At 71.0% G+C, this 22,391-nt stretch carries 18 protein-coding genes and 1 pseudogene; 7 read left to right on the top strand and 12 right to left on the bottom strand.

Annotated elements, in window-relative coordinates; translation table 11 throughout:
* Positions 1-12: 12 nt before the first annotated feature.
* From ACIA6T_RS31700 to ACIA6T_RS31675, 6 genes are all read right to left on the bottom strand, one after another.
* The gene (locus ACIA6T_RS31700; protein WP_399449961.1) at positions 13-714 is read right to left on the bottom strand and encodes a TIGR04222 domain-containing membrane protein; all 702 of its coding nucleotides are present in this window, start codon (positions 712-714) and stop codon (positions 13-15) included.
* Between the two features lie 163 nt (positions 715-877).
* Entirely contained in the window at positions 878-1,117 is a 240-nt protein-coding gene (locus tag ACIA6T_RS31695; RefSeq protein WP_399449960.1) for a hypothetical protein, read from the bottom strand.
* Between the two features lie 421 nt (positions 1,118-1,538).
* Positions 1,539-2,453 (bottom strand): 2-hydroxy-3-oxopropionate reductase, encoded by a 915-nt coding sequence (locus ACIA6T_RS31690; protein WP_399449959.1) that lies wholly within the window; start codon positions 2,451-2,453, stop codon positions 1,539-1,541.
* Between the two features lie 33 nt (positions 2,454-2,486).
* Positions 2,487-3,308 (bottom strand): TIM barrel protein, encoded by an 822-nt coding sequence (locus tag ACIA6T_RS31685; protein WP_399449958.1) that lies wholly within the window; start codon positions 3,306-3,308, stop codon positions 2,487-2,489.
* A 1,283-nt stretch (positions 3,309-4,591) separates the two neighbouring features.
* Positions 4,592-6,235 carry a hypothetical protein gene (locus ACIA6T_RS31680; RefSeq protein ID WP_399449957.1) on the bottom strand — a complete coding sequence of 548 codons (1,644 nt, stop codon included), beginning with the start codon at positions 6,233-6,235 and terminating at the stop codon, positions 4,592-4,594.
* The gene (locus ACIA6T_RS31675) at positions 6,232-11,892 is read right to left on the bottom strand and encodes a hypothetical protein (protein ID WP_399449956.1); all 5,661 of its coding nucleotides are present in this window, start codon (positions 11,890-11,892) and stop codon (positions 6,232-6,234) included. The genes ACIA6T_RS31680 and ACIA6T_RS31675 overlap by 4 nt, the downstream gene beginning before the upstream one ends.
* An 864-nt stretch (positions 11,893-12,756) precedes the next feature.
* On the opposite strand from ACIA6T_RS31675, the gene ACIA6T_RS31670 reads away from it, so the two are divergent.
* The 7 genes and pseudogenes from ACIA6T_RS31670 (at position 12,757) to ACIA6T_RS31640 (ending at position 18,520) form a co-directional block, all read left to right on the top strand.
* Positions 12,757-13,008: a hypothetical protein gene (locus tag ACIA6T_RS31670; protein WP_399449955.1), complete on the top strand. Its 252-nt coding sequence runs from the start codon at positions 12,757-12,759 to the stop codon at positions 13,006-13,008.
* A complete protein-coding gene (locus tag ACIA6T_RS31665) occupies positions 13,005-13,373 on the top strand; it encodes a helix-turn-helix domain-containing protein (protein WP_399449954.1) in 369 nt (122 codons plus the stop codon). Before ACIA6T_RS31670 ends, ACIA6T_RS31665 begins: the two co-directional genes overlap by 4 nt.
* Positions 13,374-13,505: 132 nt before the next feature.
* Positions 13,506-14,012: pseudogene (gene uraD / locus ACIA6T_RS31660) on the top strand (2-oxo-4-hydroxy-4-carboxy-5-ureidoimidazoline decarboxylase); the annotation flags it as partial.
* A gap of 116 nt (positions 14,013-14,128) precedes the next feature.
* Positions 14,129-14,533 (top strand): hydroxyisourate hydrolase, encoded by a 405-nt coding sequence (gene uraH / locus ACIA6T_RS31655; RefSeq protein WP_399449953.1) that lies wholly within the window; start codon positions 14,129-14,131, stop codon positions 14,531-14,533.
* A 7-nt stretch (positions 14,534-14,540) separates the two neighbouring features.
* Positions 14,541-15,437, top strand: coding sequence for a factor-independent urate hydroxylase (pucL, locus tag ACIA6T_RS31650; protein ID WP_399449952.1), 897 nt, complete (start codon positions 14,541-14,543; stop codon positions 15,435-15,437).
* A 111-nt stretch (positions 15,438-15,548) separates the two neighbouring features.
* Positions 15,549-16,928, top strand: coding sequence for an 8-oxoguanine deaminase (locus ACIA6T_RS31645; protein ID WP_399449951.1), 1,380 nt, complete (start codon positions 15,549-15,551; stop codon positions 16,926-16,928).
* Positions 16,929-17,134: 206 nt separating this feature from the next.
* Positions 17,135-18,520 (top strand): nucleobase:cation symporter-2 family protein, encoded by a 1,386-nt coding sequence (locus ACIA6T_RS31640; protein WP_399449950.1) that lies wholly within the window; start codon positions 17,135-17,137, stop codon positions 18,518-18,520.
* 33 nt (positions 18,521-18,553) lie between these two features.
* On the opposite strand, the gene ACIA6T_RS31635 is transcribed toward ACIA6T_RS31640, so the two are convergent.
* The 6 genes from ACIA6T_RS31635 to ACIA6T_RS31610 all read right to left on the bottom strand — a co-directional run.
* Positions 18,554-19,213 carry a peptidoglycan recognition family protein gene (locus ACIA6T_RS31635; RefSeq protein WP_399449949.1) on the bottom strand — a complete coding sequence of 220 codons (660 nt, stop codon included), beginning with the start codon at positions 19,211-19,213 and terminating at the stop codon, positions 18,554-18,556.
* A gap of 86 nt (positions 19,214-19,299) precedes the next feature.
* Positions 19,300-20,184, bottom strand: a complete 885-nt coding sequence (locus ACIA6T_RS31630; protein ID WP_399449948.1) for a lysozyme — start codon at positions 20,182-20,184, stop codon at positions 19,300-19,302.
* 228 nt (positions 20,185-20,412) lie between these two features.
* The gene (locus tag ACIA6T_RS31625) at positions 20,413-20,835 is read right to left on the bottom strand and encodes an acyl-CoA thioesterase (protein WP_399449947.1); all 423 of its coding nucleotides are present in this window, start codon (positions 20,833-20,835) and stop codon (positions 20,413-20,415) included.
* A 67-nt stretch (positions 20,836-20,902) separates the two neighbouring features.
* Positions 20,903-21,532 (bottom strand): hypothetical protein, encoded by a 630-nt coding sequence (locus tag ACIA6T_RS31620; RefSeq protein WP_399449946.1) that lies wholly within the window; start codon positions 21,530-21,532, stop codon positions 20,903-20,905.
* The gene (locus ACIA6T_RS31615; RefSeq protein WP_399449945.1) at positions 21,529-21,735 is read right to left on the bottom strand and encodes a DUF397 domain-containing protein; all 207 of its coding nucleotides are present in this window, start codon (positions 21,733-21,735) and stop codon (positions 21,529-21,531) included. The genes ACIA6T_RS31620 and ACIA6T_RS31615 overlap by 4 nt, the downstream gene beginning before the upstream one ends.
* A partial coding sequence (locus tag ACIA6T_RS31610) for a DUF5753 domain-containing protein (protein WP_399449944.1) occupies positions 21,735-22,391 on the bottom strand: 657 nt, incomplete at its 5' end. The genes ACIA6T_RS31615 and ACIA6T_RS31610, both read right to left, overlap by 1 nt.

Here is a 22,391-nt window from a genome sequence, read left to right as displayed (position 1 = left end):
CCCCGGCCGTGCTCAGTCCGAGCCGCCCCCGCCGCCGCCGCAGCCTCCGCCGCCTCCGCAGTACGTGTGGCCCGCGCCGCCGTAGGTGCCGCTGCCCGGGGAGTGGCGGAGCCCCTTGTCCCTGATGCCGACCCGGTCGGTCAGCCCCGCCCGGAGGGCGAAGCGCGGTACGAGGACTCTCAGGGCGGACTTGCCGTGCAGGGCGACGGCGAGCAGTTTCCTGTCGTCGGGCAGGCCGTGCCTGCCCGACGGCACCGGAAACGCCTTCCGCAGGACGTTCACCCGCCGGCGGGCGGCCCTGGTCGGCCCGAGCGGCGCGGCGCGCAGCATCCCCGCCTCCGCCAGCCCGACCCGCACCTCGGCCAACGCCCAGCGGACGTCCGGGTGCCGCAGCAGTTCCCGTATCTCGGAGGGCTCCTCCAGGCAGTGGTAGACCGCGCTCTCCAGGTACAACGCGCGCACCTCGCCCGTGAGGGCGTCCACCCGCCCCACGGCGACCTCGGCCGCCACGTCCAGCGAGACCCCCGGCGGCGGCAGCGGGGGCAGGGCCCGCCCCGCCTCCCCGTCGACCGCCCGTACCGTACCCGGCGCGCCCGCCTCGACCGCGCCCCGCAGGTGCAGGGCGACGACGGCCACCGTGACCGCGGCGCGCGGGCCGCCGGCCAGCAGGGCGAGCTCGTGCGGCGTCCCCCGGACGCCTCCGGTGCCGGTCATGGCATGACACCCCCCTCGGCCGGGGCCCGCCGCCCCCGTGCCGGCGGGCCCCGTGTGCCAGGAGTGTGCCCGCCCGCGATGGTGGTCCAAGCGTTCCGGGCCGCCTTCAGAGGTTCATTTGAGGGTGGCGTAGTCGGCCGTACGGCCGATGCCGTAGCGGCGCTCAGGTCGTCCCGTGGTGCTCCGACAGTCCCGGCCAGTCGTCGGGGCCGCCGCCCTGCCACTCGATCAGGTCCGTCCCCTCCACATCGGTGACGTACAGGTCGGCCAGCCGCAGGATCTCGGCCACGTCGTCGACGTGCGTGGCGATGCCCAGCGTGTCGTCGTCGGAGGTGACCCGCCGGGAGCCGTCCAGGGCCGGGGAGTGCACCACGATGTGCGGGTGCTCCGTGGGATGTGCCATGCCCCCAGGCTGCTGCGCACCGGACGGATCCGCACCCCGGACGCCGGGAAGCGCCCGGACGCGGGACCGTCCGCATCCGGGCGCCGCGAGGTCGTACGGGCCAGGGACCGCGGCGGCCGCGACGGCTCCGGGACCCCTCCCCTCAGGTCGAAGAAGGAGTCCCGCGGCCTTCACCACCGCACTGGCTCGCACGCCGCCGCGGTGCCCTCGCCCTGCCCGCGGTGTCCCGTACGGTCACCCCTCGTCCGGGCCGTACGAGCTCTCCGCGGGCCGCGCGTACGGCCCCGACCTCCCGTCAGGGGCCGTACGCGAGTCGTTGTGCCCCGTAGGGCCGGGTTCCGGGCGGCGCCGGCGCCTTGGGCGCGACAGGACAGGTGTCGGCGCCGACGCCGCCCGGAGGTCTGTGAGTGGCGCGGACCGGTCAGACCCGCGCGCCGGACAGCCGTTCGACCGCCCGCAGCAGCGCGGAGTGGTCCAGTCCGCCGTCGCCCTGTGCGCGCAGGCTCGCCACCAGCTGGGCGACCACGGCACCGACGGGCAGTGCCGCGCCGACGGCGCGGGCGGCGTCGGTGACGATGCCCATGTCCTTGTGGTGCAGGTCGATACGGAAGCCCGGCTGGAAGTCCCGGTTCAGGAAGTTGTCCTTCTTGCGGGTCAGCACGGTGGAGCCGGCCAGTCCGCCGTTCAGGACGTCGAGCGCCGCCGTCAGGTCCACGCCCGACTTCTCCAGGAAGACCACGGCCTCGGCGCACGCCTGGATGTTGACGGCGACGATGAGCTGGTTGGCGGCCTTCACGGTCTGCCCGGAGCCGTGCGGACCGCACAGCACGATCGTCTTTCCGAGCGCTTCGAAGAGCGGCTTCGCCTCCTCGAAGTCGGCCCGCTCGCCGCCGATCATGATGGACAGCACCGCCTCGACGGCGCCCGCCTCACCGCCCGACACGGGGGCGTCCAGCACCCGGATGCCCTTGTCCTTCGCGGCGGCGGCCAGGTCGACCGACGTCTGCGGGGTGATCGAGGACATGTCGATCAGCAGGGCGCCGGGCCGGGCGTTCTCCAGGATGCCGTCGGGGCCGTACGCGACGGCCTCGACCTGGGGGGAGGCGGGAACCATCGTGATGATCACGTCGGCGTCCCGCACCGCCTCGGCGAGGGAGGAGGCGGCGGTGCCGCCGGCGGCGGCCAGCCGGTCCAGCTTCGCCCGCTCCAGGGTGTGGCCGGTGACGTCGTAGCCCGCCTTGATCAGGTTCTCGGACATGGGGGAGCCCATGATGCCGAGGCCGATCCAGGCGACCGCCGGGCGGGTCGGGCGGGAGGAAGGGGGGAGGTTGCTCATGTGAGGGTGCCTCTCGATAACAAGGGGGTGTGGTCAGCGGGGCAGCCAGCCGAAGGCCTCCGCGCTCGGACGCCCGCCGGGCTTGTACTCCAGGCCGACCCGGCCGTCGTAACCGGCCTTGCGCAGCCGGTCCAGCAGGTCCTCCAGCGGGAGCGAGCCGGTGCCGGGGGCGCCGCGGCCGGGGGTGTCGGCGATCTGCACATGACCGGTCCTCCCGGCGTACCGGTCGATCACCGCCGGCAGGTCCTCGCCGTTCATGGCCAGGTGGTACAGGTCCATCAGGAACCGGGCGTTGCCCAGGCCCGTGGCCGCGTCGACCTTGTCGACGACCTCCACGGCGGCCGGGGCCGACACCAGCGGGTACAGCGGCGACTCGGGCTTGTTCAGCGCCTCGATCAGCAGGACCGCGCCGATCCGGTCGGCGGCCCGGGCCGCCAGGACGAGGTTCTCCAGGGCGAGCGCGTCCTGCTCGGCCGGGTCCACGCCGTCGACCCGGTTGCCGTACAGCGCGTTCAGGGCCGTACAGCCCAGGGAGCCGGCGAAGTCGGCGGCCACGTCGACGTTGGCGCGGAACCGCTCCGACTCCTCGCCGGGCACGGACAGCGCGCCCCGGTCGGGTCCGGGCAGCCGTCCGGCGTAGAAGTTCAGGCCCGTGAGCCGTACGCCCGCGTCCTGGACCGCCTTCCGCAGCGCGTCCGGCTCGGACCGCTCGGGGACGGGGGAGTCGGCCCAGGGCCACCACAGCTCGACCGCGGTGAAGCCGGCCGCGGCGGCGGCCGCCGGGCGCTCCAGGAGGGGGAGTTCCGTGAAGAGGATCGACAGGTTGATGGTGAAGCGCTGGTCTGCGAATCCCATCGGATGCGCCCTTCCTGAAATTCCGTATAATGGAAGTTCATTTCTGCTTAACGGAAGATTGCCGTCGGCCCTCCGGACTTGTCAAGAGGGCCGGACCGCCGGAGGCCTCCGCCCGGCTTCCCGGCGGTCCCAGGTCCTGGGCTCGATCCGCCCAAGGGGTGCCTGCGGCAGAACGGCGGGTTCCGCCACTCGCTGCTCGGGCAGTAAGGGACGAAATTTCCGGCGTCATTCGGAAAGTAGGAGGGTCGCGGATGTCGGGGAATCGGAAGACCGGGTGTCGACGCCGCCTGTGAGATCACTCGGCTTCGGCGCCGGGTGGTGGGGTGAACCAGACTTTTGAGGGTGTGACGTGCACCGTTTCGTGCGCAGGCTCTGCGAAATGTTTCGATTTTGATGGCGATACATGTGAGAGGTATTGACATCGTTCGCCGCTTCCCATTGAGTAGGTTGCTCGATACTTCGACACATGTTCGATGTCACGAACGCATCGAGACTGGCCCGTCGTGCGGCAGGGCATCTCCGGGTCGCCCCCGAACGTCGAGTCGGGGCCGTCGCGAGGACATGCTGCCACCGTGCGCAATTACGGCATGGCGCCCTCGCCCATGGCCCGCTCTCCGGCGGCCGGCCCCCGGTCACTACCGCGAGAACGCCACTGAGGGCCGCCTCTGCGGCGACAGCCGCGACAGTCGCACCGAAGGCGACGCAGTGCCGTATTTCTCTCATGGGCATTGCGCTTGTGCGTTTCATGCCGCAGCTCGCCGGTCGGGCGTTCTCGAATGCCCGGACCGTGAAGTGAGCCTGCGCACGAGGTGGCGGCCACGGCCGAGGCCAGGCTCGGTGTCTCCGCGACGCCGCTACGGAACCTCGTGCAGGGCTGGGCCGTGGAGATGGCCATGACCCGCAGGTCGGAGACATCCGCCTGACTCCGTGACCTGGAGGCGCGTGGGGCGGGGGTTACCGGCCTGGACGTCGATCAGCTCGTCGAGATGTGGACCTCGGTATTGATCCTGCCGAGCTCGGTGATTTGAAGGTTTTCCCAGGGGCGTGGGAACAATCGTCAAGACTTGTGCGCTCGGCCGGTCTCGGGCCGACTCGGGTGACTTGATCGCAACGGGTTCGACCTCGAAACCGTCGTCGTTCTTCAAGCAGACCGCGTAGGGCGATTCAAGGGGGGCGCGGGCAGCGAACAGGCGGGAGATCCCCGCCCCGGCGGGACTCCATCCGTAGCGCGTCCGTCCAGCGCCCGCAGCGGTCCGTCCGCCACGGACCGACCTGGGAGCCTCTCATCCCATGTCGTCCGCCAGCCAGTCGCTGATGAGCGCCTGAGCCACGGCCATGAGCTGCCGATAGGCCAGTGGCTGGAGATGGGAGAGGAAATTGCGGGCGTCGCAGAGGATGTCCAGGCGGCGCTGCTGTTCGGTGGTGAGGGTGAGGAGGCGGGAGGCGCGCTGGAGGTCGGCCACCTCCAGTTCGACGAGCGGAGCGGCGGGGAGCTGCTTCTTGACCTGGTACTGGGAGCGTGCCTGCTCCCGGAAGTAGTCGAGGCTGATCTCCTTGCGCAAGAGGCCGGGGACTAGATCGATGAAGGCGGTGCGGGCCTCGTCCACTAGGGGAAGCAGGACGCGGTTCTGGGCGTGGCAGACGAGGGTGCGCAGCTCTATGGAATCGGGGTCGAGGAGGTGGTGGCCGAGGACAGGGCGGACATGGCCGTCCCAGCTGTCGACGGCGCCGGTCGACCAGGCGTCGCGTAGCTCCGCGGAGGGGGCGGAGGCGTGAGCGGTGGACATGCGGCGGGGCCAGGTCCGGTCCAGGACGGCCGCCTCGCCGGGGAGGACGCCGGCCAGGGCGCGGCGCAGGGAGTTCAGGTCGCCGCCCTTCCAGGCTTCCCGGAGGGCGAGTGCGCTGTCGACGTCGGGGCCGCAGACCTCGGCGACGACCGCGTCGGTCACCCGATGGAGCAGTGCCTCGGCGGCCCCGGCGTTCGGACGGGGCCGCCAGGCGAGCAGGACCTCACTGTCGAGGCGGGTCCACACCCGCCACCACCAATGCAGGGTGACGTGGTCGTGGCTCGGGCCGACGCCGAAGGCGATGCTGGGGAGGTCCCCCATGCGGGCGGCGATGAGGAAGCGGGGACGGTGTTCCGCGCCAAGGCCCTCGTCGCGGAATGTGGCATGGGCGGTACGGAGCAGTCGGCCCAGCTCCTCGGGCGAGTCCTCCTCCCAGCCGCGCACCACGATCAGCGGCGGTGCGCTCGGCAGAGCGTCGTCCTCCGGACCGTCGTCGCCGGGAACGTCGTTCCGGAGCCGGACCGCCCGCCTGACCAGCTCGCTCAACGGGTCGCCGGTGACGCCGAGTTCCTTGGCCAGGCGCTCGCTGAGCGACATCGGGGCGAGCGCTGCGACGCCTGGGGCCGCGCCGAGGTGGCCGGAAGGTGGTGGCGGGCCGGCCGGGGTGGCGACCAGCGAGCCCAGCAGGGCTCCGTAGGGGTCTTCGGCATCGAAGCCGTCGTCATCGTGCCAGAGCGCGAAGTGGCTGCCGGCCCCGGCGGACGCGGTCTCCGGCTCGGGCGCGGTGGAGCGCTGGAGCGGGATGGCGACGACGTTTCCACGGCCGCGGGTGCGGTCGGCGAGCGTGGTGACGGGGCCCAGGACCGGTATGGGTTCCTCGAACCGGGCGTACAGCTCCCTCAGGAACAGCTCCGCCCGGCCGGAGTCGACCATCGGGTCCGGAAAGTACCAGACGCAGCTGCGGCCTGACCTCAGGTCCCGTTCCAGCCGCTCCAGGTGGCGGCGCGGGCCGGGGAGGCGCACCAGGTCGCGCTCGGAAGCTGACGGGGCCGGGACGGCGGCCCCGCTCTCCCGGGCTTGTGCCCCCTGCTGACCGTGCGCCCCGTCCGGCTCATTCCCGTCCCACAGGCCGGCGGTCACAGGTCGCCGCCGATCATCTTGACGGCCCGGAAGGTGACCGGGTCCAGGGTCTCGCCCTTGTCGGTGACGTCGAGGACGCCGAGCAGGTCGAGGCGGTCCAAGAGCCGTTCCGCGGCGGGCAGCGTGTCCTCGGCGTCGCTCTCGTCGTATAGACGCGCCTCGTGGAAGGCGGCCTGAAGGTCGCCCGCGGCGGCGACGGCGACCCCGGCGCGGTGCTCCTCCTCGGTGTAGAACTGCGCCCAGGTGGCGAGTCGGCCAACGTCGTCGGAGCTTAGGCCCGCCAGCTCCAGGTGGGCCTTGGCACGCTCCGGTACGGTCATCTCGGTGCGCAGCTCGTCGAAGACCTCCTGCTGCCGCATGCCGGAACGGACCTTGTGCATGGCGAGTTCCACCAGCATCGGCCAGCCGCCGGTCACCTCGATCAGGCTGCGCCGCTCAGGCGGGGAGCCGAAGGGCGACTCGGGCCAGGCGCGCACGCTGTCCACCGTCCACCGCTCGGGGCGCACCAGCCCGGCGGCCGACACCACGCCCGCGGCGGTGTCCGGGTCGCACAGGACGACGGCGTGACGGCGCGGCAGAGACGACGAGCTGTCGGAGCGGGGCTGGGTAATCCGGGTGTGATCCAGGAGCCGGTCCGTGGCCTCCTGCAGCCGGACCGTGTCCTGGCCCCTGAGATCGACGAAGAGCAGCCGGGAGCCGCTCTTGCGGCGGGAGTTGGCCGTGATGAACTCGGTCAGGTCGTCGTCCGGTCCGATGCGCACGACGGCCAGGCCGTGGCCGTCGATGTGGAGCTGGATGCCGCGCTCCACCAGGTCGGCGCTGAGCGCCGGAGTGCAGGGCACCAGCGTAGTGCGGGCCGGGTGGGTGAGGATGTCGCTCAGTTGTCCGTCGGTCAGCGGGCTCATCCGCTGCACTCGGGTCCGCCGGTCGGTACCGAGGGAGCGGCGGGCGACGCTCGGGTTGTAGTCGTAGGGCAGGTCGAACTGGGTGTCGCGCAGCTCGTTTTCCAGCTCGGCCTGGGTGCCGAGCATGTTCACCACGTTGGGGCTGCGCATGGCGTAGACACGCTCATCCCCGGGGAGCCGGATCAGCAGGCCCAGGTTGACCATCTCCTCGAGGTAGATGGTCAGCTGCCGCTCGGAGTTGAGCGGGAAGCCGTCCTGCCAGCGCTCGTGGGCGCGCTCGAGGAGTTCGGCGGGCCGGTACCCGTGCCCGTGGCCCTGCTCCAGGCTGCGCAGGGCGATCAGCAGAGCGAGGACGCGGTAGCGGTCCTCCAGGTTGATCGTGTAGCGAAGGCGCTCTGCGATCAGCCCGCGGACCTCCTCCATGCCGGCCACCTGTTGGACGTCCTCCCAAGCGATCGGGGCGTGTCGGCCGTCGGCGGACATGGAACGCTGCTGCATGTAGGTGACCAGGCGGTCGCAGAAGATCTGCAGCAGGTTGGCCTGGTAGTTGGTCAGGCCGAGGATGTGCCAGACGAGGTCGCGGGTCTCGAAGGTGAGACCCACCGCCGCCATGGGCTCCTCCACCAGCTCCACGGCGTCCTGCGGCTTCAGCGGGCCGACCGGCACGTCGCGGCCGCCGTGCGCGGTGACCACGTTGATCAGCCGGTTGAAGCGCTGGACCTGATGGAGACCGGCGAACACCACTTTGAAGTCGCGCCCGGTGTCCTCCATCAGCCGCTGCAACCGCTTCACAGTGGGGAACGTGGACTGGCCGCCGCCGGTGTAGACGGCCTGGGCGTCCGCCGTGAGGAAGGCGTCGGCCTCGTCGGCGAGCAGCAGCAGACGGCGCTCGGGCCGCTCCTCGATCCACTGTTGGACCTCGTTCGCGATCACATTGCCCGGCGCGCGGTCGGCGACGCTCTCGCTGATCACGCCGCGCCGCTTCAATTCGGCCAGCAGCATCCGCCAGATGCCCTCTGGTGGTTCCGCGTGCCCGATGTCGGCTTTCATCAGGTCGACGTACACGGCGACCCGGTTCTCCCGGTCGTCCTTCTGGAACACTTCCACGGCCTGCCTGAGCAGGGATGACTTGCCGAGCTGGCGCCCTCCGAAGAGGAAGATCGGCCCCTGCGGGTCGAGGACGGCGCGCATCTCGTCGGTGCGGCCCTTGAACACCTCGGACGGCACCAGACCCGCGACATGCGGGGTGTACGGGGTGTAGCCGGTCCACGGCAGGGTGACTTGCTGGACGGCGCGGAAGGAGCGCGGCGCGTGCGCGGCCACCCAGCCGACGACGGCCGGGTCGACGACCAGCGCCTGGTGGCTCCGGCCCCGCGACTCCTGCGCGAGCCTGCGACGGCCTTCGACGCCCAGCGGCTGCGTGTACAGGATGATGTTGGCTTCGATCGCCGACGCTGGCAGATGGCGCAGCGGGCCCTCACCCCGCAACTCGTCGGTGATGACGACGACCTTGTACATGCGGCGGGCGTGCGAGCCGAGGGCGGCGACGTAACCGGGCGTGCTCTCTGTGATGTCGGCCCGCACGCTCAGCCGGGTGACGCCCCACCTGGCCTCTTCCACATTGGGTTGGGAGGCGTTCAGGCCGAGCAGCCGCAGCACGCTGACCACCGCTTTGCCGACCTTCCGGGCGTCCATCACTTGCCCCAGCCGGTCCCAGGCGTCGAGGCCGGATAGGGCGTTCTGCACCAGCGCCTCGCCTGAGGCATAGTGGTCCGCCCACCAGCGGGCGCTGCCGCCGGACGAGTCGGGCCTGGGTGCGTCGGGGTGGGCCACGCCCGCCAGGAAGCGGGAGAGGACTTCTCCGGCCGGTTCGGCGGGCTCCGGCAAGGGCTGCCCCTGGCGGGCGAACGTCAGGAGCTCTTCCGCTGCCACCGTCTCACCGCGGTCCAGGAGGTCACGGATCCGGCTCGCGTCCTGCTCCGTCAGCCGCACCTGCCCGAGCTGGCGGCGCAAGTCGTCGCTGCGCTCCTGTTCTAGGAGGCGCAGGTCCTCGGTGACCTGCTCGACGGCGCGCAGACGCTCTCCGAAGCTCTTGCCGTGGCCCTCGCCCTCCAGGTCCAGCAGACGGCCGGTGAACTCGCGTTCCACCTCGTGGGTCAGCAGGTTCTGCGCGCGGACCCGGGCCAGCGCCAGCTGGGCGCTGCGGTGCTCCTTGGCGCACCGGTCCTTCCACTGGTCGGCCGCGTCGGAGAGCGCCTGCCGCTGCTCGGCGAGCTGGACTGCCGTGAGCTCAACGCCGGGCACCTCGCCCCGGGAGATCCGGTTCAGCAGGCGTTCGGCGAGGTGCAGGTCACCCTGGGTGCGGTGCCAGGTGAGGGCACGGGCCGGGTCATGCGGGCCGAGCATGTCCGCGAGCACGGAGAACGCCTCCGGGCCGGCGACGTCGGGCAGGTGCCTGCTGTTCTCCGAGTGCCAGGACAGGCCCGGTAGCATCAGCAGCGCGTCCGCTGGCGGTGGGAACCGGACGTCCTCGTCCCTGGTCCCGGGCGCGTAGGACCGGTCGAGCCATCGCACCAGCAGGTCGAACAGCGCGCCGCCCACACCCGGGGGCCGCCCCGCCTCCCTGGCGGCCTCGAGCGCCGCTGGCAGCTCGGGACCGATGGCGCCGCTGCCCGATACCGCCGGTGCCTCGGCGGCGCGCAAGGCCGCCTTCAGGAGGTCCTGGACACTCTTGACGTGCGCGCGGAGCTGAAGACGGGCGCCGGAGTGGATGTCGTTCTTGGCCTGCTTGGTGGTGCGCTTGACCCGGTCGGTGTCGTCGATCAGGCGGTCCGCGGCATCGACGCGCCGGAAGTGCTCCTCCATCAGCCCGGACAGTTTCTCCGCGCCGGACTCGCCGCCCTTCCTGGCCCACTCCTCGATCGCGTGCAGGGTCTCGCCGAGTATCCCTTCAGACCCGGCCAGCGCCTGTAGGACGACCGTGGCCCGCTGGTAGCGGATCTTCCGCTTCGGCAGGTCGACCGCGAGCTGACGGGCCTGGTCAGCGATTCTTTCGAATCGGTTGGCCTCAGTGGCCGCGACGCCGGCGCGCAGACCGCCCGGCTTGATCTCCGCGCCCTTGCGGACGGCGAGCACCAAACCGTCGAGAGCCCTCGCCCAAGGGTCCGGGAGACCGGGGACAGACGTGTGGTCGCCGGTGAGGACGCTGCTCGCCCAGCGGGCCGAGATGCCGCTGCGTACGGCTGCCGTCAGCAGCATGAACTGGGCGTCGCGGTCGTCCTCCAGGGGACGGTTTCGCGTGACGGCGTCCAGGAATTCCTCGGCCTTCACCTGCAGGTCGGAGGCTGAGGCGGGCGAATCGTGGAACGCGGCGTCTGCGAAGGCGAGGGCGAGCGTGCGGTGCTCCGACGCGCCAGCGGCACGGCTCACCCAGTACGCCTCGGCGAGCCTGCCCTCGGTGACCAGGGCCTCCACGGCGGCTTCGGCTCCGGCCCAGCCGTCGGCCGGGGCGGGGAGTGCTTCGTCGGCGCCGGGCTTGGTATAGGACGGCGTGGAGGGCCGGAGGACGGTGGGGGCGGGGGCCTCACACCGGTCCCCACCGGTCCGGCCCTCGTCATCGTGGTGCCCGCCGAAGCCGGGGGAAGCGGGTTCCGTCCGGACTTGGGCAGCGCCAGTGTCCTGGGCCGCCGTTTCGTCAGGCCGGTCGTCGGCTTCGGCCTCCGGGCCGGGGACCGCGTCCCCCGTCGTCGCCACCGCGACCGGTTCCGGGGTGTTCCCGCTACCGAACGAGTCCCCGGCTCCCCCGTCCTGAGGAGCGGGCGCGTCACCCTGGCTGCGAACCTCGTGGTCCGCGCCGGGACCGGGACCGAGGGTCGGCCCCGGGGCCGTCTCACCGCTCCCTTCGTCTGGAGACACACGGTCCGCACTGGCGTCCGTCGCGGAGTCGCCCTCCACGCCGGACGACGTGGTGTCGGCCACCGGGTCACCACGGAGCTCACGGAGCTTCCGGTCGAACTGCGCGACCTGGTCGACGAGGGTCTGCCGCATGAGGTCACTGACGGCCTGCTCGAGCAACCCCACCGCCTCGTCGCGCGCCTGCATGACTTTGGCGATCTCCTGAGTGATCCGTTCCCGTTCCCGTTCCTCCTCGCACAGCCGCTCGATCAGCGCCTCGGCCTCGACCCAGCCGGCCTCCGGACCCCAGGGACCGGAAGGCTCCGCGTCTTCGGCCGTCGCAGGCACCGCTTCGGCGAAGGCCTCGACCAGGAACTGCCGCTCCCGTGTCCAGGACGTCACGGCGCTCAGCAAGGCCTCGTGTCCGTCAGGCTGCCGTCCCTCCCTGACGGCAGCCATGAACACCCCCAGCTTGTCCACGAGTTCAGCGGCTTCCTCGCGAAGCGCGGTGGTTCGCAGCGACAGGACGTCAGAGTCCGGCACGGCCAGCGCCTGAGTCTCCGCCACCGAACCGGCGCCCTCGCCGGTCGCCGCCCCGCCCTCGGCCTCATCACCCCACATCGCCGGGATGCAGGACGGGCGCTCCCAGATGTCCGCCGCCACTGGTTCCCCCTCGATGGCCACCGCCTTCCGGAGTTCCTCGGCATGGCTTTCCGTGAACCGGTGAGCCGGCAGGTGTGACGCGAACGTCAGCCCGTAAAAGACCAGTTGCGCGAGTTCGGGCGGCAGCATCTCGAGCATCCGGACGAGCTGGTCCAGATCCGGGTCCTCAAGGAAATCCCCCTGCCCCAGCTCCACCAGCTGCGAACAGCCGACACTCAGACCGCAGTAGCACAGGAGGTGCAGAGCTTCCTCCGGGGCCCGGCTAATCCAGAGCCGCGCGCCCGGTGGTCGCCGGCGGGCTGCAGGGGCGGGAGCACCCGGGTAGTTCAGGAGTGCCGGACTGTGAGCCTTCTCGACGTGGCGCATCATCCGTACCGCCAGCTGCGGTCTCGCGAGAAGCCACTGCCGGAACCCAGAAACGGAATGCATCGCCCGATCTCCTTGCGTCCCCGGTGCCCAACCCCTGATTAGCAGGCCAGCAACCCGGCGGACCCACCTCCTCCGATGGTCACTCCTGCCGGGCCTCGCACCGATAAGTGTGATGTGCAGCAGTCTTACCAGAGGAGACCGACAATGAGCAGTCGTCAGCACGGAATCCGTCTTCCCTGAGCTGCCACGACCTCCCGTAGGCCATACTTCCCCTGCTATTCCCGCCGACCGCCCGATGCGGTCCTCCATCGCATCCGGAACGGTTCAGTCGGATAGGCTCCATGACGGATCGGTCGGTCAGCTGGACGGGTGTCTCGCTCAGAGCCGCGGCCATCTTTTCCCCACCTTCGACGGTACGGATTACCGGATTCATAGCCTGCCCATGCATCTCCGCCGATCGCCGTGGGAGAGTCCGTTAAGGTCGTGCCGGAACGACTGGGGCACACCAGCGCCGCGATGCCCCCGGACGTCTGCAGCCGTCTCTTCCCCGAGCGGGGGGAGCGGGTCAGGGCGGCGGTGGGCCGGACGTTCGGTGCCCTGACGGGGAATGTGCTCCGGGTGTGCCCTCTTGGTCGGAGGACTGAGAGAACGTGCAGGTCAGAGCCGACGGCATGGGGTGCAGTGAGATTGATGCGTCTGAGAGTGGAGTTCACGACCGAGCCCTTCGACCTCGACGAGGCGCCCGCGCACGCGGTGGTCGCGCGGGAGGTCGTCGAGGCGGCCGAGCTGGACGCGGTGGACGTCGGACCGTTCGGCAACACCGCCGAGGGCGGCGCCGCCGCGGTGCTCGGCGCCGTGGACGCGATGCTGCACAGGGCGCTGGCGGCCGGCGCCACCCGGATCTCGCTCCAGGTCAACGTCGTCGAGGAGGGCGACCGGTGACCGCCGCCGGTGACGAGGCCTTCATCGCGGCGGTGAAACCACTGGTCGACGCCATGGGCGGCGAGATGGTCCCGCCGGACGAGGCCGGGACCGACGGCGTGGTGCTCTCCTGGGAGGGCGCCGCCGTCGTCGCCGTACGGCTGCCGCAGCTCGCGGACTCCCTCGACCACATCCTCGCGGCGCTGGAACGCCGGAAGGGCAGACCGCTCGCGGACCTGGACCGCAGGGCCAAGCAGGAGATCGTGCGCGGTCTGGAGGCGCGCGGCGCCTTCGCCGTGCGGCACGGCGTGGAGACCGTGGCGAGCGCGCTGGGGGTCAGCCGCTTCACCGTCTACAACTACCTCAACCGCGAGAAGGGCGCCTGAACCTCCCGGACGACGGGCGCTCCTCTTTGTCACGCCGAATTTTCAACAAACTGTTGACGTGTTGTTCGTGACGGCGTTCACTGTCGGCACGCCCGTTCGACACGAAGGCCGCTCGCGGCCACGGAGGCTTCCGTGACGTCGACTTCCCCACCTCCGGGCCTGGCCCGCTTCAACGCCCTGGAGGAGCACGCGGCCCTCGCCGCACTCCACGAGGCCTGCGCCTCCACGGCATGGGCCCGGCGACTGCTCGCCGCCCGCCCGTACCCCACCGCCGACGACCTGTACGCCGCCAGTGACGCCGCCACGGCCGGTCTGACCACGGCCGGCCTGGAAGAGGCGATGGCCGGGCACCCGCCGATCGGCCGCCCGAAACCGGGGGACCCGACCTCCGCCAGGGAACAGAGCGGCATGGCCGGCGCCCCGGAGGCGCTGAAGGCCGAGATGCTCGAACTGAACCTGGCCTACCAGGAGAGGTTCGGCCATGTCTTCCTCATCTGCGCCACCGGCCGGACCGGCGAGCAGATGCGCGACGCCCTCCGGGAACGCCTCGGCAACGCGCCGGAGCGGGAGCGCGAGATCGTCCGCACCGAACTGGGGAAGATCAACCGCATCCGGCTGGCCCGTCTCGTCGAAGCCGAAGCCGAAGCCGAAGCCGAAGCCGAGGCCGAGGCCGAAGTTGAAGCCGAGGCCGAAACCGAAGTCGAGGCCGGAGCCGGACTCGAAGCCGAAGCCGAAGCCGAAGAGGACCGACCCGCATGAGCACCGACACCACCACCTCCGTGTCCACGCACATCCTGGACACCAGCGTCGGCCGCCCCGCCGGGGGCGTCGCCGTCCGCCTCGCCGCCCGCTCGGGCCGGGACGCGGACTGGCGGGCGCTCGGCGGCTCCGCGACCGACGCGGACGGGCGGTGCAAGGACCTGCCGGCCCTGCCGGAGGGAACCACCCACGTACGGCTCGACTTCGAGGTCGAGGCGTACTTCGAACCGTCAGCGAGGAACCAAGCCGAGGCACGGCAGGACGCCCCCGCGCATCGGGACGGCGGCACCGGAGTGTTCTTCCCGGAGGTGGCGGTCACGTTCGCCGTCACACCGGGCGAGCACTACCACGTACCGCTGCTGCTCAACCCGTTCGGCTACTCCGTTTACCGAGGGAGCTAGCAGACACATGCCTACGATTCTGGGCCAGAACCAGTACGGCAAAGCAGAGAACCGAGTCGTCAGGATCACGCGGGACGGCACCACCCACCACATCAAGGACCTGAACGTCTCCGTCGCCCTGTCCGGCGACATGGACGAGGTCCACTACTCCGGCTCCAACGCCAACGTCCTGCCGACCGACACCACCAAGAACACGGTGTACGCGTTCGCCAAGGAGCACGGCATCGAGTCCGCCGAGCAGTTCGGCATCCACCTCGCCCGCCACTTCGTCACCTCGCAGGAGCCCATACACCGGGCGCGCATCCGCGTCGAGGAGTACGCCTGGGAGCGGATCGGGGCGGCCGGCGAGGGCGAGCACTCCTTCGTCCGCAAGGGCCAGGAGACCCGGCTCGCCCAGATCACCTTCGACGGGGAGAAGTGGGAGGTCGTCTCCGGTCTGAAGGACCTGACGGTGCTGAACTCCACCGACTCCGAGTTCTGGGGCTACGTCAAGGACGGGTACACGACGCTCAAGGAGGCCTACGACCGTGTCCTCGCCACCTCGGTCTCCGGCCGCTGGCGGTTCAACTGGACCGACGACGAGCAGGAGATGCCCGACTGGGAGACGTCGTACGAGGAGACCAGGAAGCACATGCTCCAGGCCTTCGCCGAGACCTACTCCCTGTCCCTGCAGCAGACGATGTACCAGATGGGCACGCGGATCATCGACCACCGCGGCGAGATCGACGAGGTCCGCTTCTCCCTCCCCAACAGCCACCACTTCCTGGTGGACATGGAGCCGTTCGGCCTCGAGAACGACAACGAGGTGTACTTCGCCGCCGACCGCCCCTACGGCCTGATCGAGGCCACCGTCCTGCGGGAGGGCTGCGAGGCGCGGATACCGGTGGACCTCACCAACCTGTAAGCCCGCGAACCCCTTTCGGCACCCGCGGCCGGACGGTCCGCCGACCGGCCGCGGCACTCAGACCTCCAGGGTCCTGCCGTGCCCTCTCCACGTACGCGAAAAGGACGAACCATGGCAGCAACCCGGCGCACCGTCATCGAGAACTGCGCGATCGCGACCGTCGACGCGAAGGACACCGAGTACGCCTCCGGTCACCTCGTCCTCGCCGGCAACCGCATCGAGTCGCTCGGCACGGGCACGGCCCCCGAGGGCCTGGAGAACGTCGTACGGCGGATCGACGCCACCGGCCACCTCGCGACCCCCGGCCTGGTCAACACCCACCACCACTTCTACCAGTGGATCACCCGGGGCCTGGCCACCGACCACAACCTCTTCGACTGGCTCGTCGCCCTCTACCCGACCTGGGCGCGCATCGACGAGCCGATGGTGCGCGCGGCGGCCCGGGGCTCGCTCGCGATGATGGCCCGCGGCGGCGTCACCACCGCCATGGACCACCACTACGTCTTCCCGCGGGGCGCCGGCGACCTGTCCGGCGCCATCATCGGGGCCGCCCGGGACATGGGCGTGCGCTTCACCCTCGCCCGCGGCTCCATGGACCGCGGCGAGAAGGACGGCGGACTGCCCCCGGACTTCGCCGTCGAGACCCTCGACGACGCGCTCGCCGCAACCGAGGAGACGGTACGGCGGCACCACGACACCTCCTCCGACGCCATGACCCAGGTCGCCGTCGCCCCCTGCTCCCCCTTCTCCGTCTCCACCGAACTGATGCGGTACGGAGCCGAGTCGGCCCGGCGGCTCGGCGTACGCCTGCACACGCACGGCTCGGAGACCGTCGAGGAGGAGAAGTTCTGCCACGAGCTGTTCGGCATGGGCCCGACCGACTACTTCGAGTCCACCGGCTGGCTCGGCGAGGACGTCTGGATGGCGCACTGCGTCCACATGAACGACTCCGACATCGCCGCCTTCGCCCGTACGGGGACGGGCGTCGCCCACTGCCCGTCCTCCAACGCACGGTTGGCGGCCGGCATCGCCCGCGTCCCCGACATGCTCGCGGCCGGCGTCCCGGTCGGCCTCGGCGTCGACGGCACCGCCTCCAACGAGTCCGGCGAACTCCACACCGAACTGCGCAACGCCCTCCTCGTCAACCGCCTCGGCGCCCACCGCGAGGCCGCCCTGAACGCCCGGCAGGCGCTGCGCCTCGGCACGTACGGCGGAGCCCGGGTGCTGGGCCGCGCGGGGGAGATCGGCTCCCTGGAGCCGGGCAAGCTCGCCGACCTGGTGCTGTGGCGGATGGACACCCTCGCGCACGCCTCCATCGCCGACCCGGTGACCGCGCTGGTGCTCGGCGCGGCGGCCCCGGTCACCGCGTCCTTCGTGAACGGCCGGCAGATCGTGGAGAACGGACGCCTGCTCACGGCCGACGAGGACGAGATCGCCCGCTCCACCCGTACGGAGGCCCAGCGGCTGGCGCGGATCGCCGCGCAGGGCTGAGCCCCGTCGAAGTCTCCGGCCGGGAGGGACGGCTCCCGGCCGGCGCCCGCGGACGCCCATCGGGGTCCGCGACGGCCGTCTCCGGGGCGTGTACGTCCCGGAGACGGCCACCCACCTCCCCCGTCCCCGGTCCCGCACGACCACCCGCACCACCTCCTTGACACCCGCGTCAGAGCCGACGCGTACCCGACCGGAGGAGAGCCGCAGTGGCCGACCACCCCGTTGACGAGAAACTCCCCGCACTCAAGATGGCGACGACCGGCCTGCAGCACGTGGCCGCCATGTACGCGGGCGTCGTCGCCCCACCCCTGATCGTCGGCGCGGCCATCGGTCTCACCGGCACCGAACTCACCTTCCTCACCGGCGCCTGCCTGTTCACCGCGGGCCTCGCCACCCTCCTGCAGACCCTCGGCGTCTGGAGGATCGGCGCCCGGCTGCCCTTCGTCAACGGCGTCACCTTCGCCGGTGTCGCCCCGATGACCGCGATCGTCGTCTCCACCGACGACAGGAACGACGCCCTGCCGGTCATCTTCGGCGCGGTGATCGTCGCCGGACTCCTCGGCTTCCTCGCGGCACCGTTCTTCAGCAAGGCGGTCCGCTTCTTCCCGCCGGTCGTCACCGGCACGGTCATCACGCTCATAGGCGTCTCGCTGCTGCCGGTCGCCTTCGGCTGGGCCCAGGGACCCAGCCCTTCGGCCGACGACTTCGGTTCGGCGACCAACCTGGGCCTGGCCGCCGCCACCCTCGTGATCGTCCTCCTCCTGCGCCGCTTCACCCGCGGCTTCGTCAAGCAGATCGCCGTCCTGCTCGGCCTGGTGGCCGGCACCCTCCTCGCGATCCCGTTCGGGGTCACCGACTTCTCTCCGGTGGCGGACGCGGACATCGTCGGTTTCCCGACCCCGTTCCACTTCGGCGCACCGCAGTTCCAGCTCGCCGCGATCGTCTCGCTGTGCGTGGTGATGGTGGTGTCGATGACCGAGTCGACCGCCGACATGCTGGCGCTGGGCGAGATAGTCGACCGTCCGGCCGACGAGAGGACCATCGCGGCCGGCCTGCGCGCCGACACCCTCGGCTCCGCCCTCAGCCCGCTGTTCAACGGCTTCATGTGCAGCGCCTTCGCCCAGAACATCGGCCTGGTCGCGATGACGCGGATCCGCAGCCGGTACGTCGTCGCCACCGGCGGAGGCTTCCTCGTCCTGATGGGGCTGTGCCCGATGGCCGCCTCGCTGATCGCCGTCGTACCGCGCCCGGTGCTCGGCGGCGCGGGCGTGGTCCTGTTCGGCTCGGTCGCGGCGAGCGGCATCCAGACCCTGGTCCGGGCCGGCCTGGAGAAGGACAACAACGTCCTGATCGTGGCCGTCTCGCTGGCCGTGGGCATCATCCCCGTCAGCGCGCCGGAGTTCTACCACTCCGCCCCGGAGACCGCCCGGATCATCCTCGACTCGGGCATCTCCACGGGTTGTGTGGTGGCGGTCCTCCTGAACTTCGTCTTCAACCACCTCGGCGACGGCCGCCGCGAGGCCACCGACGTCACCCACCCGATGGAGGCGGGCGGGGAACTCACGGGCGTGAAGACCCCGGCCGCACCATAGAGTTCATCCCGACCACCGCCCCCCGGCCGCAGGCTACGCCGCCCGCGCCGCCGCCACCTCCTCCCGCAGCAGGGGCAGCATGTCGTGGTACACGCCCGGGCACAGCGTCCCGCCGTAGTCCTTGTGGCCGTAGAGCTGCGCGGAGGGGATGCCGTACCGCTCGCACACGTACGCGCACAGGACCACCAGGACGTCCCACTGCGCGCCGGGCGGTACCGCGCCCGCGTGGTACGCGCCCTCGCACGCGATGCCGACGGCCTGGTCGTTCTGCCCGGAGGTGTGGGAGCCGAGCACGAAGTTCCGGCCTCCGGTGAGCGCCTGGAGGCTGCCGTGCCGGCCCTCGGTGATCCAGCCGCCCCGGCTGACCAGGAAGTGGTAGCCGGTGTCGACCCAGCCGTTCTTGTCCAGGTGCAGGTCCTGCACCCAGTGGGCGTGCGTGTGCGCCTGGGCGCGGGAGAAGTCGGAGGTGTTGGCGCTCACCGTGTGGTGGACGACGATCCTGCTCGGCCGGTACTGCAGGACGCCGATGTCCCCCTGCGGGGAACGGGCGTCCCAGGTCCCGGTGGAGTCGATGTCCGGCTCCATGGCGTCGACGTCGCGTGCCTGCGCGGTGCCCGGCACGGCGGTGGCGGCGGCCAGCCCGGCCGCACCGGCGAGCAGGAGACGGCGCCGGAGGGCGTTCTCGGGATGCACGATCACTCCTCGGGGACGGAGGCGGGGTGGGGGGAGGTGAAGGGGCCGGCGACGGACGGCCGCCGGCCCCACCGCGTGATCGCGCGTCAGGTGTTGTTGGCGAGCGCCAGCAGCCGGTCGCGGGAGCCGTTGAACTGGTTGCGGTCCACGCTGCCCGAGACGCCGGAGACCGAACCGGTGCTGGTGTACTGCCACACCGTCCAGGTGGGGAATCCGCTCGGGATGGTCGGCGACGACGCCGAGGTCCAGTGCGCCACCCACAGCGGGCTCTTGCCGGACATGCCGGTCCAGTTGCCGGTGCAGGTGTTCCACCAGCTCGCCGTCGTGTAGATGACGACGTCGCGGCTCGTGCGCGCCTTGTACGTGGTGTAGAAGTCGTTGATCCAGCTGCGCATCTGCGTGGTGGACAGGCCGTAGCACATCGCCCCGTACGGGTTGTGCTCGATGTCCAGGACGCCCGGCAGGGTGAGGTTGTCGCGCGACCAGCCGCCGCCGCTGCTCGCGAAGTAGTTCGCCTGGGTGGCGCCGCTGGAGGCGTTGGGGAGCGCGAAGTGGTACGCGCCCCGGACCACGCCCGCGTGGTACGCGGCGGGGTAGTTGCTGTTGAACCGGTCATCCTTGTAGGTGGTGCCCTCGGTCGCCTTGATCCAGGCGAACTGGATGCCGGCGCCCCGCACCGAGGTCCAGTTGATGGCGCCCTGCCAGTGCGAGACGTCGATGCCCTGGACACCGTCGGTCGGGGCGAGGGCGTTCAGCGACGGTGCGCCGGCCGGGCCGCCCTCGTGGACACGGGTGCCCACACCCATGTACGCCTCGCCGGGTTCCACGTGGACACGGTCCCGGTCGGGCCGGGGTGCGGCGGTCGCGCCGCCCGCGGTGGTGGCCGTCAGCGCGAGGGCGGCACCGAGGACGCCGAGCGCCGTGGCGATCCGTCTGCGGGGGCCGGTTAAGGGGCGGGGGACAGAGAACATGGGGACTGCCTCCTGACACATGTGGGGATGAGCGAAGGAGGTGACGTCGGCCGCTGCCACCTGGGCAGATCCGTGCTGATTGACGTGCGCGCGTCATTAGTTACGCACGTAGATTCCGGGCCTGTAAAGAGCCTTCGTTCCTCTCTGGTGGTCTGGCCCACTGTAGGAGTGGATGGCCTGGAAACTTGGGAACCGGGCGGCGGAAACTTTCAGCGCGTGAAACCTCGGTCACAGCCCGAACAGGCCCGGGTCCTTCGCCAGGTCCCGGAAGACGTCCTGCGGATGCGGCACGAGCTTGCGCCGCTTGAGGTCCATCAGCCCGCCGACCGCCGCGATCTCGGCCGCCAGGGTGCCGTCGGCCTTGGTGATCGTCTGCTCGATGGTGAAGACCTTGCCACCGCCCCAGGTGAAGACGCAGCTCACGTCGGCCTCGTCGCCGGCGAGGAGCTCACGCTTGTAGCGGATGGTGGTCTCCAGGGCGACCGGTCCCACGCCCTGGGAGATGAGGCCGGACTGGGTGATCCCGGCCTCCTGGAGCAGCGACCAGCGCGCGTGCTCCGCGTAGTTGAGGTACACGGCCTGGTTGAGGTGGCCCTGCACGTCGGTCTCGTATCCGCGCACGGTCACCCGTACGGAGAACGGCTCGCTCACGGTGTCTGTCCCCTTCACGCCTGCTCGGCCGAGTCCGTTGCCCGACCCACCGATCTTGGCATGTCCCTCACACCCGGCGCGGGGAGGCCAGCAGATAGCGCGCCCGCGTCCTCGGCTCCGTGTACTCCCCGACCTGCCAGCCGGCCCCCTCCAGCGTGGCCGCGCAGGCCCGCAGCGCCTCACCGTCCGGCTCGTGCACGGCGACCGCCTCCGGCTGCGGGGTCTCCCGCACGCGGTAACCGCCCTCACCGTCGGTGGCCGGGCGGTGTCCGGCGGCCTCCAGGGCGAGCGCGGCGGCCTGCGCCAGATGCGAACGCTCCCAGCCGCAGGGCCGGTCCGTCGCCCCGTCGGGATTGGTCATCCGGCGCAGCTCCAGCATCCCCTGCCAGGCGCCGCGCACCTCCCGGAGCCGGGCGGGGCCCGACTCCGGCGCGGGGTGCTCACCGCCGACGCGCGCGGCGAACACCCCGGTCGCGGCCGGTGCAGTCACCGGCTCGGGTGCCGTCTCCGCCTCCGCCTCGCGCGCCCGGTGCCCCGCCGGGGTCAGGAAGTGATCGTGCGGCGGCCTCGGATGCCGGAACGCGAGCCCGCGCTTCACCAACGCGGCGAGCTGTGCCGGCGTACCCTTCAGCCGCCCCGTGCCGGGATCGGCGGCATCGACGAGGCGGCGCTGCGCGGCGGTGAGCGGTCGGGTCATCGTCGTCCGGAGGCGTACGGGAGGAAGGCGGTCCACTGGTGGGGGGCGAAGGTCAGGCGGGGGCCTTGTATGTGCTTCGAGTCGCGGACGTGGATGGTTTCGGGGGTGAGGGCGACCTCGACACACTCCGGGCCGTCGTTCGTGCTGTAGCTGCTCTTGAACCACTCCAGCGCGGGACCGTTCCCGGTCGGGCGGTTGGTCATCACGTCTCTCCCAGCAGTTTCTCGATGAAGGCCAGCGACTCACGGGGTGTGAGAGCTTGGGCTCGGATGATGCCATAGCGGATCTCGAGGATCTGGATCTCCCTGGGGTCGGAGAGCAGTCGACTGATCAGCTGCACTTCGATGTGGCCCACGGTGGCCCCCTCCTTCAGCCGCAGTAGTTGAAGCGCCCCCGCGAGCCCCGCGTGGTCTTCGCGGTCCGTGGGCAGCACCTGGATCTCCACGTTCCGCCGCTGACCGACCTCCAACAAGCGTTCGAGCTGCCTCCGCATCACCATTCTGCCCCCGAGCGGGCGGCGCAGCGTCACCTCTTCCTGGACGAATCCGAAGACGGGAGCGGGTTGCTGGTCGAAGATCTTCTGGCGCGCCAAGCGAGCCTCGACGAGTTCGTCCACCTGCTCCTCGGTATATGGAGGCCGCCGCATGCCATAGATGGCCCGCGTGTACTCCGGCGTCTGAAGCAAGCCGTGCACGACGTGATTCGCGTAGGCGCACAGCTCGACCGCTTCTTCCTCCAGCTTGGCCAAGTCCCGTACCTTCTTCGGGATGCTGTTGGTTAATTCGGGCCCTCGCGTGACGTCGGCTCCCAAGACCCGGTTGTGGTCTTGGGAGCCGACGTCGTTTGGGGAGGGTGTCGA

Origin of the sequence: Streptomyces sp. NPDC051740 (assembly GCF_044453165.1) — a bacterium.
Taxonomy (GTDB): Bacteria; Actinomycetota; Actinomycetes; order Streptomycetales; family Streptomycetaceae; genus Streptomyces; species Streptomyces atrovirens.
Note: the sequence above shows the minus strand (reverse complement) of the source record. Positions and strands in the feature narration are given on the sequence as shown.